We start from the raw sequence: 14,769 nt of genomic DNA, 5'->3' as shown, positions 1-14,769 counted from the left end.
TTTAAAACCATAGGCTTGTGCAGTTAAGAATTATAACCCTTTGTCCTTTACAACTTTCATGACCCCGGTCATCAGACGCCAGTGGCCAGGGAACGTACATACATACGGATAGTCGCCGACCTGATCCGGTACTACAAACTTCAAGCGGTAAGTCTGGCCGGGGTTTACGAGCGGTGTCGCGGCCAAAACCTGAGGGATATTAGGTACATAATTCTTCTCTGCGCCATCTTTGGCGGTGATCATTTTGTCGGCAGCGGCGCCGATGATCTCGGTAGACTTGGGACGTCCTACCACAATGTTATGCTGCATCGCATCCGGGTTTTCGAACACGATTTCAACGGTTTTGCCAGCCACCGCCGTGAATTCGGTGACGGTGAATTTCATTTCTTCACGAATCGCTTTGATCGTCACGACCTGCACATTCGGGTCGGCGGCCACTTCTTCCTTGATGCCGTAAGATTCGAGCAGGGTAGTGTACCGGCTGCTCAGATCGTCAGGGATGGTGCTTTTAACGCTTGCGAGGAGCTTTTTACCTTCGTCGTTGGCCGTTTCCTTACGTTTCGGGTTCCATGCGCCGAGAATGCCTTTGATCATCGCGTTGCGGCCCTGCGGGTCGAGCGATTGCGAGGTCTGGATGAGTTTCAGCACGTCGTCACCGCTTGCATAGGAAGTATAACCACGTACGGTACGTTCCAGAGCGAAGTCGGAGAGGCGGTCGAGGCGACGTACTTCAAAGGACTTGCTCATCGTGTTATTCTTGTTCTCATCCTTTTCGGGAACTACATTGTCGACGTCTACGGTCGCTGTCACGGTCACTTTGCCGGCTTCGTCGGAGGTGAAGCCAAAAGCAGTTTTCCACGGGCCGTTGTTGCCTTCTACGAGTTTCACCGTTTCGCCGGGTGCAATGCCGTTGGTAAGCTGGCGGCTGATGTAGTTCGTGTTCAAAGAACGGCTGCGGATACCCACATTCACAACAGGCACCTGCTCTTTGGTTACGGGCACCGATCCGATGTTGGTAATTTCGATGGTCACCCGTGCGTACTCGCGTACATAAGGTGTTTTCGGCTCGATGGTGATGTTGGTAATCGCCAGATCGGCTGATCCCTGAACTGTCACTTTACTTGCACCGTGGCCCTCGTGGTTCATGGCCGAGTGATCCGCATGACTAGCAGCGGCACTTTGCTGCGCCGCACCTGCTGAACCGGCTTTCGCAACACGTTGAGCAAGGTATTTCTGGCGCAACGCGCCGTCGTGCGAGTTCAGGATCGCGGCGAATGCGTCGGGCATCCAGCGGTCTTCCGCATTGGAATAGGTATCCAGCAAAGTAAGTACCGCCGTTTCGATCTGCGGGGTCAAAGGAATTTCGGAGAAGGCGAGCAATGTGTTCAGCACTACCAGTGGTTCCTTATCATGCAGGGCGTCGGCTGCCAGCAATGCTTCGCCGCTGGCTGCGGTGCGGGGCAGTACTTTTACGGCTGTTTTGCGAACATCATTGGATGGGTGCTTCAATGCTTCAATCACTACCGGTAGTACTTGCGGGTCGGAGATAGCATTCAGACCTTCCAATGTCCACAATGCGTGGATCGCAGCGGTATTCAAGCCGATTTCGTCAACCGATTTATCTTTTACAAGTTCAACCAGTTTACCTACCACATCTTTATTTCCACGCTCCACAAGCAGGCGTTGCGCATGCTGGCGCCAGAACATGTTGTTGTTTTTCAAAGTAGCAACCAGCTCGTCCGGGCGCGATTTGCTTAGGGAAATCGGTGTGTATTTCGGCGCATTCTTCCAGGCAATGCGGTACAGGCGGCCGTGGGTAAAATCACGCAACGGGGTTTCGTAGGCGTTACCTTTTCCGTTCTCGGAGCCTTTGGGAGTAGGGTTGTGCTGGATGATGTAGCTATACCAGTCGGCTACCCACACGGCACCGTCGGGTCCTACCTCCGCGAATACGGGTGCAACCCATTCGTCGGCGCCTGCGAGGAGGTTAAAGCCCAGTTGATCTTCATAGTCGGTGCCTTTTTTCACCATCACGTTGCGGTGCAGAATGTGGCCGGTAGGCTCGGAAACGAATGCGACTTTGTTCCAGTATTCCTTCGGATACGCGCGGGCGGTGTAGAAGTTATGGCCGGCTGCCGCGGTAAACCCACCGAAAACGTCGACCTGACGCACTTTGGGTGTAATCGGCTGCATATCCTTGTGAGTGTCGGTGCTGCGGCTGCCGTTATCGACCTTGCTTGCACCGAAATAACGGTTAGGAATGGCACTGTACCAGCCGTGCGAGTTGTTGGCGGTTGAACCGAACAGGTCACCAGCTTCGTTGAAGCCCAATCCCCAGGTGTTGTTGGAGGTTTTGGCTACTATTTCCATATCCGAGCCATCGGGCTTGAAACGGAACAATGCCTGGCCGAAATCGAGGTCGCCACTCTTTCCTACCTTGCCTTTGAAGCCCGAGTAACCCACAGAACCGTAAACCCAGTTGTCGAAGCCGTAATGCAGGTTGGACGGACCAGCATGGGTATCGCCGGTGCCGAAGCCCGAGAAGAGGATTTTCTTCACGTCGGCCTTGTCGTCGCCGTTGGTATCTTGTAAAAACAGCATGTGCGGTGCCTGCGAAACGACCAGACCGCCGTTGGCGAATGTCATACCTGTCGGGATGCTCAGATCGTCGGCGAACTTGGTGAACTTGTCGGCCTTGCCGTCGTTGTTGGTGTCCTCGCAGATGAGGATATAGTCACTACCGCCGGTGTCCTTGCGTTCGTTAGGGTAATCTTTGGTAATGAGTACATACAGTCTGCCGCGTTCATCCCAGGTCATCGCGATGGGGTGCATGACGTCAGGCTCGTGCGCGAAAACTTCCAGTGTAAAATCGACAGGAACCTGAATGTGTTTCACGGACTCTTCAGGCGAAAGCGGCAATTGTTGCATTTGCGGGCCGGGGCGTTGCTCGTAGTTGGGCAGGTTGGCCTCACGGTACTCGAATGGTTTCGGGTTCAGCGCGGCCAAAGCTTTGCGTGCGTCGTCGTTTACGGCCCAGAGAATACCTTTTTCGATCAGGTCAGCAAAGCCCTGTGTGGCCCAGGTACGTTCGTCGTGGCCGTATGCGGTGTAGAAAATGCGGCCTTTACCGTGGGTCCTTACCCAGGTGTATGGCTCTTTCTGCTGTCCGGGACGGTCTTTTTCCTGGTCTTTCTGGATCAGGCGCTCGGTAAGCACGATGTTATCGGGTTGCAGCAGCGTGTGCAGGTACGTCTCATCCACGGTTTTGAATGGTTTCACGCCTGCGATTGCGGGATGATCGGGCTTTGTCCATACCGGCTGGATGGTGTCCCAGGTATGGCACCAGAACTGCCCGCCGATCAGCTTCACTACCTCCGGATTATTGCGGAAGCAGTAAGACGCGCAATGAACGGGGATAAAACCTTTTCCGCTGGCCACGTAGTCGAGCAGTGACTTGGCCTGCTGCGGCGCGATCGAGTCCCAGTTGGCGTACAACATCAATGCGTCGTACTTATTGAGCGTCTCGGGGTTCAGGTCGTTGAGGTTATCCGTGTAGGTAAAGTTGAAACCCTTGGGACCCAATGCAGCCATGATCTGCGGAACGCGTTCGGCGGGCTTGTGATGGCCCTTGTCGCCCAGAAACAGGATTTCCAGTCGGCGGGCTTTCGCTTCGCCTTTGGAGGAAGCAGTTTTAACCGATGCGTTCTGGGAGGTTTGCTGAGAGGCACATCCCAGCAGGACAATACCTAAGATAAAGGATAACGCTTTGGTTTTCATTGAGATTGGTTGTTTCAATTATTATGGGAAATTTCATTCGGTATCTGCTAACTCCACTCAAAAATTTCCTGGAAATCAAACAGATATTCATTTTTGTACTCCACTTCAAAATCTCGCAACATTTGAAGGTATTCTTCACGGAACGTTGTTTTCCTGTGATGCTCTTCCTGGTTGGCGATGTATCGAATCACGTTGTCGATGCTACTCCGACTGTATGAGAACGCTCCATAACCTTTTTGCCAATGGAAGTCCGGGAGATTAAAACGCTCCTTGATCCATTTGTTCGAAGAGGTTTTGATTTCTTCAACCAGTGCCGACAACGATGTCGATGGATTGTAGCCAATCAACATGTGGATGTGATCGGGCATTCCATTCATCGCCAAAGGCTTCGACCGGTGGTTGAGGATAATTCCTCCGATGTACGCATACAAATCGTTTTTCCACTCTTTTTTGATCAGGTTTTCACGGCCCTTCACCGAAAAGACAACATGTATGTATAGTTGTGTATAGGTATTTGCCATTTTGATAATGTGTGTTTTATACAATTTACGACTCTTACGGTGCGCTGCACCTTGGCAATTTGTTGTTTCGCAACGCTGTTCTACAAATCTTTGGTGCGCTGCACCTTGGCAATTTGTTGTTTAGCGACGCTGTTTCGACAAATCTTTTGGTGCGCTGCGCCTTGGCATTTTGTTGTTTAGCGACGCTGTTTCTACAACTCTTACGGTGCGCTGCACCTAGGCATTCTGTTGTTTCGCGACGCTGTTCTACAAATCTTACGGTGCGCTGCACCTTGGCATTCTGTTGTTTCGCGACGCTGTTTCTACGACTCTTACGGTGCGCTGCACCTAGGCATTCTGTTGTTTCGCGACGCTGTTCTACAAATCTTACGGTGCGTTGCACCTTGGCATTCTGTTGTTTCGCGACGCTGTTTCTACAACTCTTACGGTGCGCTGCACCTAGGCATTTTGTTGTTTAGCGACGCGGTGATGTTATGTCACCACGTAATGGTGCAGAGCACCAAAATATTTGTAGAAAATCCAACGTCACCGTCCTATTTATAAGGTGCAGCGCACCGAAACATTGTGTTGATGACGGCTACGACGCCAATGCTTCATCTACACATTTTTAAAGTCCGGCAGCTTGATGATCGCGCCGCCCTGCAATGCCGACTCGTGCGCGAGGATACCCACGCTCGTCCAGTTGGCCGATTGCCATGCATTCGGGAACGGATCGCGGTCTTCGATCAATGCGCTGATGAATTCGTGCGCCAAATGCGGGTGCGAACCGCCATGGCCGCCGCCTTGTACGAACGACAAGTGTGCGTTGTCGTCCAGGTTGTAAACGCCGTGACCGGTGAACTGCCGGATTTCCTCAGGCAGGTAATGCGCGTAGTCCGGCGTTTTCACGCGCTCCGGAATTTCGTGCTCAGGCTTTTTCGCGGTGTGGATCACCGGATCTTCGCCTTCGATCAACGGCCATTCGAACGATTTTTTGCTTCCGTAAACCTCGAAGCTCTCGCGGTACTGACGCGCCACGTCGAACAATGAACGGTATACATAGGCCGACAAGTCGCTGTCCTTGAACTTGATATGTGCCGATTCTACGGCGAACGGCGAGTTGTGGATCTTGATCAGATCTTCCGCGATCGTTCCCGAACCGAAGCAGGAAACATATTCGGCTTCCAGTTTCAGCAAGCCGGCTACGGGGCCAACGCAGTGCGTCGCGTAATGCATCGGAGGTAGTCCCGGCCAATAATCAGGCCAGCCTTCCATGTCCTGCTGGTGGCTTGCTTTGAGGAACTGAATCTTGCCCAGCTCGCCTTTTTCATACAACTCTTTAACAAACAGGAATTCCCGGGCGTATACCACGGTTTCCATCATCATGTATTTCTTGCCTGTTTCGCGGGTCGTTCTCACGATTTCGATGCAATCCTCTACGCTGGTCGCCATAGGGACGGTGCATGCCACGTGCTTGCCGGCGCGGAGGGCTTTCAGCGTCTGCTCTGCGTGGTTGGGGATGGGAGAGTTAATGTGAACCGCGTCGATGTTAGGGTCTTTCAATAGCTCGTCATAGTCGGTATAGCGTACTTCAATGCCGTACTGGTCACCTATTTCATTCAGTTTCGATTCGGTACGCTGGCAAATCGCGTACATATTGGCATTGGGATGTTGCTGGTAAATGGGGATAAACTCGGCTCCGAAGCCTAATCCGATAATGGCAACATTAATTTTCTTGGACATATTGATTAACAGGTTAATGATTCAGTAGATCAGTGGCTTAGCGAAAAAACGGATTATTTCGGCCAAAACTGCCCGTCGAACGAAAACGCGGGCAAGGGTCAGGTTGGTGTGGATAGTAATCGACAATACAATTTTAAAGCAAAATAGTGCTAAAAACTTTTCAGGTTTTGATTAGTACTGTGCGTATTTTGATCTGTTTTCGGATTAATGTGATTTTTATTGCAAAAAATAGCTAGAAAAACGATTCGAAAATGCCGATTTTGTTACAATTAGGCCATTTTCTTTACCAAAATTCCCATATTATGATCCGTCCTGCCCGCCCCGAAGATGCCGATGCAGCAGCTCCTCTCCTGATTCTCGGCATGGGCCATATTGCCGGCATTTTCGCCCGCTCCGAGCATCATGCCGACGCGATACCGTTCTTCCGCGAGTTCTTCCTGCATCCGGCCAACCAATACAGCTATACCAATACGCTCGTTTTCGAAACCGAAGCCGGCATTATCGGCTCCATTAATGGCTATGATGGAGCATTGCTACATGTTTTGCGGCAACCCGTCCTGGATAAACTGCGGGAAGCCGATCCGCTATTCGACCCATCCGACGAAACAGAGCCCGGCGAATTTTATCTGGATTGCATTAATGTGCACGCCGCCCATCAGGGGAAAGGTATTGGTAGCCAGCTGATTGAGGCATTGTGCATACAGGCTCGCATCCAGGGGCATATGCGGGCTGGTTTGATCGTGGACAAAGTCAATCCGGCCGCACGGCGGCTCTACGAGCGTTTGCAATTCCGGGTGATCGGAGAAAAGGATTTTATGGGGCACCAATATTTCCATATGGTCCGCGATCTCCGCTAATGGCAAAAGGGAAACGGCCGGCGTTTGCGATTGGAATTTTGGCTAAATTGCTTTTTCAAAAATTTTAAAAAATCAATCTTAACCGAAACGCATGTTGCAAAGAAGAGATTTTATGAAAACCGGGGCGCTGGCCGTGGCCGGAATGGCTATGCCTAAATGGTCGTTTTCAAAAAGCACGGCTGATTTTCCGGTAGTACGCATCCCGGCTGATAAACGCAGTTTCACAAGCCCCGCGGTGGAAGCGACCATTGCCCGCATGAAAAAAACCATCAAGGACCCCGAACTGGCGTGGCTTTTCGAAAACTGCTTCCCTAATACGCTTGATACAACAGTACATTATAACCCCGTCGACGGCAAACCCGATACTTTTGTGATCACCGGAGATATCGACGCCATGTGGCTCCGCGACAGCACGGCACAGGTGTGGCCCTATCTGCCGTTACTGAAAGAGGATGCCAAGCTGAAAGACATGGTGGCGGGGCTTATTAACCGTCAGACCAAATGCATCCTCATCGATCCCTATGCGAACGCATTTTACGATCGCCCGAAAGAGAGCGAATGGACCAAAGACCAAACCGCGATGAAGCCCATGTTGCATGAGCGTAAATGGGAGCTCGATTCGCTTTGCTACACCATTCGGTTGGCATACAACTATTGGAAAACTACGGGCGACACCAAGCCATTCGATGCCGATTGGGCGAAAGCAATGGAACTGGTGCTGCAAACCTGCCGCGAACAGCAACGCAAGGACGGGCCGGGGCCCTACAAATTTGGGCGCGTTACCTCCTGGTCGACGGACACGGTGCCCGGTAACGGCTACGGTAATCCGATCAAACCCGTTGGATTGATCGCCAGCACCTTCCGGCCTTCCGACGATGCTTCGGTGTTCCCGTTCTTTATTCCGTCCAATTTCTTCGCGGTGGTTTCGTTCCGAGAGGTCGCCGAGCTGTTGGAAAAAGCCGCCGCTACAAAAAATGCCCGGTTAGCGGCTGATTTCAAGGCCCTGGCAACGGAAGTTGAAGCTTCATTGAAGAAATATGCCGTTTACCCACACCCGCAGTTTGGCAAAATCTACGCATTTGAAGTGGATGGTTTCGGCAACCATTTACTGATGGACGATGCGGGCATTCCCGGCCTGATCAGTCTGCCTTACCTGAATGCCGTTTCAGTGAAAGACCCCATTTATATCAATACCCGCAAATATGTGCTGAGCGATTCCAATCCGTATTTCTTCAAAGGAAAGGCGGGAGAGGGGCTGGGTAGCCCGCATACGCTGATCAACCAGATCTGGCCGATGGGCATTATCGCCCGCGCCATTACTTCTACGGACGACAAGGAAATCGAAGCACAGCTGAAACTCCTCAAAACGACGCACAACCACACCGGTTTCATGCACGAATCGTTCGATAAGGATGACGATTCGAAATTTACCCGCAAATGGTTCGCGTGGGTAAATACGCTATTCGGCGAGCTGCTCCTCAAACTCGAAAAGGAGCGTCCGCATTTGCTGGCGAAAGTATATTAATTGTTGCATTCGCGCGATTCCCGAATGCCTTCCGGACTACAAACCGGGAGGCATTTTTGCGTTCCGGACTACAATATTTCTTCCAAACCGGACGCAATCCTGCTCCGGTCGGGCGGCTACATTTGGTTCGAAAAAGATGTTGCTATGCAAACCGAAACCATCCGTACCGACTGGACGCTCGACGAAATCGAAGCTATCTACAATCGCCCCTTACTGCAACTGATCTACGACGCAGCGACCGTCCACCGGCAATGGCACGACCCGGAGCGCATTCAGATGTGTACATTGTTGTCCATCAAAACGGGAGGTTGCCCTGAGGACTGTGCCTACTGCGGGCAAGCTGCCCGGTACCAGACCGGCATTAATGTAAAAGCATTGATGAAAAAGGACGACGTCGTGGCTATCGCCCGCCGTGCCCGTGAGGGCGGATCGAGCCGCTTCTGCATGGCCGCGGCCTGGCGGGAAGTGAAGGACAACCGCGATTTCGACCGCGTCCTCGACATGGTGACCGAAGTGGCCGCATTGGGCCTCGAAGTATGCTGCACGCTGGGCATGCTCACCGGGGCCCAGGCCGAAAAGCTCAAAGCCGCCGGCCTGTATGCCTACAACCACAACCTCGACTCGTCGGCTGAATATTATGAGCAAATCATTACCACCCGCACTTATACCGACCGCCTGAATACCGTCGACCATGTGCGTAAAGCGGGTGTATCCGTATGCTGCGGAGGCATCATCGGTCTGGGTGAAACCCGTGAAAACCGCATTCAAATGCTTCACACACTGGCAACCATGCCCGAGCACCCGGAATCCGTACCTGTAAACGCCCTCGCGCGCGTGCAGGGAACGCCGCTGGGCAATAGGAAAAAGATCGACACCTGGGAAATGGTACGCATGATCGCCACCGCCCGCATTCTCATGCCCAAAGCCATGGTCCGCCTCAGCGCCGGGCGCATGGAAATGAGCGAATATGAGCAGGCGTTCTGCTTTATGGCGGGAGCCAATTCCATTTTTACGAATGAGAACGGGGAGTTGCTGGTAACACCAAACCCGGGGATAAACCAGGATCGGGAGATGATGGAAATTTTGGGGCTGAAGGCTTTGGTTAAAGAGGAGGTGCATGCCTAGCGATGTCGCTGTTGCTGGCGTCCAGCTTCGCGATCAATGTCGCCACACGAAGTTGGTTAACGATATGTTCGCGCATTGCGGGTGTTACACGGTTGAGGTTTTCCGTGAACAGGTAGGTTTCGATCAAGGTGTTGTGGGTTTTGGAGTGTGTCCATAGTTATTAAAATTTGAATGATGGTTTTTGTGCAATTTTCCAACAAAGTCAACTTAAAAAAATTACTTCGGAGAATATTTGACCAAAGTTTGCACTTCTATTTCTCCATACTCTGAAAGGATTTCTTTCATTCGCGCTTGCGAAATTCAATAGCCTTTAACGCCGTCAGACGTGATCAAGAATGAAATCGGCAGGAATATTAAATTTGCTCCTAATCACTTTCCAGGTACCGGGGGCGAGCTATTCGCGGAAACCGGTTAACTAATGGCTTCTTCGGTTCGATTAGCAACTGTGTGTGACGTAGAACTTTTTCTGACCACCTTCTTCTCCTTCTTAAACCTCCTTCCAACCCAAATAATCACCCCCGTAACCGGCAACGTTGCAGTAATCAACGCTACAATCAACGCGAGCACCTTGGTAGGCCAGCCCCAAATGCTTCCGGTATGAATCGGAAATACCAGCCTGCGGACTTTCATACCTGTGCTTTCGTCGTCGTAAAGCCGCTTGCCGATCAAATGGCCATCGTGCCGGTCGAAGTAAAGGAAGTCGACGACATTGGCGACGGAAGCGTTTTCATTGACTTTGGAAACGGTAATGGAAAGGCTGTCGGACTCAGGAAGCGTGAATTGAATGCGGCCGGGGTGGGGAAGGAGGCGGTTGGTTTCAGCGGTGACTTGGGCTAACGTGCCGGTTGAGGAGGCGTTAATAAGACCAATATTCGAGGGCGCTTCGCGCTTTTGCTGCGGCCGGCCGTCGAAAGTGAGGTAAATCATATCGTTGACCCATTTGTAGCTCCAGACGAGGCCCGTCGATGCGATGAGGAATGTGAATGGCAGCACAAAAAAGCCAAAAACGGCGTGCAGATCCCAGTTGAGGCGCTTGAATTTTGCGTCCCATTTGATGGTAAGCCGCTGTCTGGCCTGCCTGCGTTTTGGCCACCAGAGCACAAGGCCCGTGATCATGATAACGATGAACATGATGGTGGCGATGCCGGTAATGGCTTTTCCTGTATCTTCCAGGCAGAGGTAACGGTGCAGTTGCAGCACTATATGGAAAAACGACTCATTTTCACGACGCGCATCGGTGATTTGGGCGGTGTAAGGGTTTACGGCTACCGAAAAGATATCTTTTTCTTTCTTGCCTTCTACCAAACCAAATATAACTGTCCGATCGGCAAGGGGTTCGATAGCAATGCGGGCAATGCGCAGGTCGGGATAGGCACTCGCAACGACGGCGCGAAGACTCTCCAAGGGAAGTCCTGGCTGATCCTTTGGAGCTTCCACGACATGGAATTTTGGAAAAATCACGGGTTCCAGCTCGTCTTCAAAAACCAGGATACTCCCGGTGAGCGCCACGATAAAAACCACAAGGCCGGAGGAGACCCCCAGCCATAAATGTAGTTGCGATGCGATCTTCTTGAATGTCTTTTTCACAGATTTTATGAAATAGCACGCATTTTAAAAGGTATAGGAAATGGTCGCCATGAAGTTGCGCGGCGCGCCGGGGAACAGGCGCAGGTAATCGTAACCACCCACCCAGTAGGTCTTGTTGGCCAGGTTGTTCAGATTCACCTGGAACTGGAACTTGTCGATTTTGTAGTAAACGGCCCCGTTCAGCAAAGTGTAGCCTGGCAATGTCTGGTTGTTGTTGAGAGAAAGGTTGCGCTCGGTCACGAAATTGCTACCAAGCCCGACGCCAAAGCCGTTCAGGAAGTTGTCCACGAAGGTATATTTCGTCCAGACACTCCCCTGGTTTTTCGGCGCATTGGGTTTTTGTAAATTCACCAGCACCTGGTCGGTCGCCTTTGAGCCCGCATCGGTAACCTTGGCATCGTTATAGCTGTAAGTCATGATCACGTTCCAGTTGGGCAGGATATTGCCTGTCACGTCGAATTCCACCCCTTTTGCGGTTTCTTTGCCTATTTGCAGCATCAGATCGGGCCTGTCGGCTGCGTTGGCCGAGTATAAAGTGTTGGTTTGAGTGATCTGATAAACCGAAACATTCGCGGTCAACCGGCCGTCGAGCCACTCTGTTTTCAAACCGGCTTCCGACAGGCTGCTACGGATCGGATCGAATGGCCCGCCCGACAACGGGTTGCTCTGTACGACCGGGTCCTGTGGATTATAACCCTGGGTATAGGTACCGTACACATTAACATGGTCCGTCAGCGAGTACACGGCCCCGATGCGTGGCAGCAATGCGTGTTGCGTTACGTTTTGTTCGTTGTTGGTGGTATAGCCTTTCTTATCGATGTAGGTGTCGTAGCGCAAGCCGAGCAGAATCTGTAACTTTTTGATTTTGAGTTGCTCCTGTAAATACAAGCCATGCAATTTGTAAAGCACGGGTGTGGTGGCCGCATTGGCCGTCACGTTGTAAATGTATTTGGAAGGATCCTCCATGTTGTTGTTCTGCAACGTCAGGTCGTAATGTGCGATGTTCGGCTTTGGAATGCTGTAAGTGACGCCGTTTTCGGTATAGTTGTAGAAGATAAACTTTTCAGGCGTCTTCGGGTTATAAGCTGCCGCGCCGCCCGCTTTAAGCAGGTATCCATTGGCGGTTTGCTGGCCCGAGCCCTTGGGTGTAGCGGATTGGATGAAATCGTAGCCCGCCACCAGCTTGTGTTCCGCGATGCCCGTGTTGAAGTTGTGGTTGAAGAACAGCGATACATTGTCCATGAACGACTTGGTCTTGCGCACAAACACTTGCCGGGCCACCAGGTTTTCGATCGGTTTTCCTGCCGAATCCACCGCATTGGCGTTGCTGCTGCGGTGCTCGAGCAGGTCTTCCGAGTAACCGGTACGGAGGTAAGCGACGTTGAACGAGGTATTCCGGGTAAACTGGTGGTTCAATGAAGTGGTAATCAGGTAAGTTTCTTCATTGAGATAATCGTTGACGGCATTCAGCGACGTACGGATGGAGCTTGAATAGAGGTCATTGCCTTTCACCGATTGCCCACGGTCCAGACGGCTGTTCGACCGGTTGAAAACAAGGTCGAAGTTGATGCGGGTTTTGTCGGTAGGCAGGAACGATACCGACGGCGCGACGATGATGTTTTTGTCGAACTGCATATTCCGGAAACTTTGCGCATTCACATAGCCGAGATTGAGGCGGTAAAGCAATGTCTTGCTCTCATTCATCGGGCCGGTGAAATCGGCCAGGGTACGAAGGGTATTGAAGCTGCCGGTTGTAAAGCTCAGTGATTTTCGGGGCGTATCGAGGGGCTTTTTCGTCACGCGGTTAATAGTTCCGCCTGGCGAAGTATTGCCGTACAACGCGGAAGCCGCACCTTTAATCACTTCCACGCGTTCGAGGTAGTTTACAGGCGGTTGTTTCCAGAAACCGGAAAATGTGCGTAGCCCGTTGACTAACTGTGTGGTACTGCCGCCGTTCATCCGGAAGCCGCGGATCGTCAAATCGTCATAGAAAGTAAACTGGTTGACGCCGCTCATGTTTTTCACAGCATCGCCCATCAGGAACGTGCCTTGGTCGCGCATTACCTCCTTGGTAACATAGGAAATGGCCTGCGGCACTTCTTTGATCGGCGTCGCGGTTTTGCTGGCGATAAACGACAAATCGTTCTTGTAGCTCGTGCCGCGGTTACCGACGATTTCTACGGTTTGCAGTTCCTGTGTGTTCTCTTCGGCGATAATTTCGAGCGTCGCCGTCTCGCCAGCCTTCACATGAACGTTCCGATCGATACGCTTAATGCCCACGCCTGTGCCTGTGAGCTGGTAATGGCCGGGAACCAATGCTCCAAACTCGAAATTACCACCGGCGTCACTAAGTGTTCCTTTACCGGTCCCTTTGAGGATCAGGTTGACGGATTCGGCAGGTTGTCCCGCGGCGTTTTTGATATGGCCTTTGATGTGGCCGGTTTGAGCCAGGGTGATGGAGCAGCAAAGAGAAAGGATGAGTAAACAAAATATCCTCATGATACAGGGATTAGATAAATTGACTATTGCCAAAACGGTGGCAAATGTAGTCTTATTTAGACCAATCCCAAATAATGAATTCTGTTATTCGACGCTCACTTTTTAATTCGTTTTAATAATTCAATTTTTTCTGCTAAAACTTTTATAACCAGCCCAATGTGGCTAAAAGTTACATTGGGTTGGCTATAAACAGGTGGAGGTTGCCCGATGAGGCTATCCTAGATTGGATTTGACGAATGCGAGGCCGTCGCGCATCAGCTTTTCTTCCGAATCGAACATTTTGCGCCAGATGTTGGCTACCGACAGCTTTTGACTGAACGCCTCGATGCTGATCCAGCCGTCGTACCGGATATCGCGGATCGCCTGGAAAACGCCTTCCCAATCGACATTGCCCTTGCCCGGGGTCGAACGGTCATTTTCAGAAAGCTGGATAAATGAAATGCGGTCGCCGGCTTTGCGGATCGTATCGCCTATATTTTTCTCTTCGATATTCGCGTGGAATGTGTCGAACATGATTTTGCAGTTCGGACGGTTCACCTCGTCGACGAAGCGAATAACCTCGTCGCCGCAACTGGTCAGATACAGTTCGAAGCGGTTCAGATACTCCAGTCCCAGGGTAATATCGAGCGATTCGGCATAATCGGCCACTTCGCGGATACCTTCAATGCCCCATTGCCATTCCTCTTCGGTGGCCGGCTTACCTGTAAAAACGCCCAATGCGGAATGGTAGGGACCCATCAGCCGGGTGGCGCCGAGTACCAGCGAGCAATCCAGCGCACGTTTCAGATGGTCGATCGTATGGCGGCGCATGGCGGGGTCCGGGCTGATCAAATGCTCGGACGGCCCGCAAATGGTGTCGGTCTCGCAAGCGAGGCCCAGGCTGTCGAGCTTCTGCCGGAATTTGAACCAATGCTCGGGGTTTGTATTGAAAATCGGCACTTCCACACCGTCAAAACCGATCTCTTTAATCAGTTCGAGGGTAGGAAACAGGCTTTCGTCAATCTGGTTCCCCCATAAAAGGAGGTTCATGCTGTACTTCATCAAAAATCGAATTTATCTCGCTCGGGAATGGATAAGAAAGGATGCAAAGCATCGGTGTCTTTTCAGTATACAATCTTAAAGTAAAAAAGTACCGTCCGCTATACACGATTTGATG

General features: G+C 51.6%; 9 protein-coding genes. 3 read left to right on the top strand and 6 right to left on the bottom strand.

All coding sequences use genetic code 11. From position 1 onward, the window contains the following. Nucleotides 1-30 precede the first annotated feature (30 nt). The 3 genes from ABV298_RS11395 to ABV298_RS11385 all read right to left on the bottom strand — a co-directional run bounded on the left by ABV298_RS11395 (nt 31) and on the right by ABV298_RS11385 (nt 6,020). Nucleotides 31-3,777, bottom strand: coding sequence for a PVC-type heme-binding CxxCH protein (locus tag ABV298_RS11395; RefSeq protein ID WP_353722225.1), 3,747 nt, complete (start codon nt 3,775-3,777; stop codon nt 31-33). 47 nt (nt 3,778-3,824) lie between these two features. Beyond that, the gene (tnpA, locus tag ABV298_RS11390) at nt 3,825-4,298 is read right to left on the bottom strand and encodes an IS200/IS605 family transposase (RefSeq protein WP_353722224.1); all 474 of its coding nucleotides are present in this window, start codon (nt 4,296-4,298) and stop codon (nt 3,825-3,827) included. 597 nt (nt 4,299-4,895) lie between these two features. Continuing rightward, nucleotides 4,896-6,020 carry a Gfo/Idh/MocA family oxidoreductase gene (locus ABV298_RS11385; protein WP_353722223.1) on the bottom strand — a complete coding sequence of 375 codons (1,125 nt, stop codon included), beginning with the start codon at nt 6,018-6,020 and terminating at the stop codon, nt 4,896-4,898. 302 nt (nt 6,021-6,322) lie between these two features. On the opposite strand from ABV298_RS11385, the gene ABV298_RS11380 reads away from it, so the two are divergent. The 3 genes from ABV298_RS11380 (at nt 6,323) to bioB (ending at nt 9,527) form a co-directional block, all read left to right on the top strand. Further along, complete coding sequence (locus ABV298_RS11380; RefSeq protein ID WP_353722222.1) at nt 6,323-6,877, top strand: N-acetyltransferase; 555 nt, start codon at nt 6,323-6,325, stop codon at nt 6,875-6,877. Nucleotides 6,878-6,968: 91 nt separating this feature from the next. Then, nucleotides 6,969-8,402, top strand: a complete 1,434-nt coding sequence (locus tag ABV298_RS11375; RefSeq protein ID WP_353722221.1) for a glycoside hydrolase family 125 protein — start codon at nt 6,969-6,971, stop codon at nt 8,400-8,402. A 144-nt stretch (nt 8,403-8,546) separates the two neighbouring features. Further along, nucleotides 8,547-9,527: a biotin synthase BioB gene (gene bioB / locus ABV298_RS11370; RefSeq protein WP_353722220.1), complete on the top strand. Its 981-nt coding sequence runs from the start codon at nt 8,547-8,549 to the stop codon at nt 9,525-9,527. Nucleotides 9,528-9,938: 411 nt separating this feature from the next. On the opposite strand, the gene ABV298_RS11365 is transcribed toward bioB, so the two are convergent. From ABV298_RS11365 to ABV298_RS11355, 3 genes are all read right to left on the bottom strand, one after another. Continuing rightward, complete coding sequence (locus ABV298_RS11365) at nt 9,939-11,114, bottom strand: PepSY-associated TM helix domain-containing protein (RefSeq protein WP_353722219.1); 1,176 nt, start codon at nt 11,112-11,114, stop codon at nt 9,939-9,941. 24 nt (nt 11,115-11,138) lie between these two features. Then, nucleotides 11,139-13,613, bottom strand: coding sequence for a TonB-dependent siderophore receptor (locus tag ABV298_RS11360; RefSeq protein ID WP_353722218.1), 2,475 nt, complete (start codon nt 13,611-13,613; stop codon nt 11,139-11,141). Nucleotides 13,614-13,826: 213 nt separating this feature from the next. Beyond that, nucleotides 13,827-14,654 carry a sugar phosphate isomerase/epimerase gene (locus ABV298_RS11355; protein ID WP_353722217.1) on the bottom strand — a complete coding sequence of 276 codons (828 nt, stop codon included), beginning with the start codon at nt 14,652-14,654 and terminating at the stop codon, nt 13,827-13,829. Nucleotides 14,655-14,769 lie beyond the last annotated feature (115 nt).

The sequence above is a fragment of the Dyadobacter sp. 676 genome (assembly GCF_040448675.1).
Lineage (GTDB): Bacteria > Bacteroidota > Bacteroidia > Cytophagales > Spirosomataceae > Dyadobacter.
Note: the sequence above shows the minus strand (reverse complement) of the source record. Positions and strands in the feature narration are given on the sequence as shown.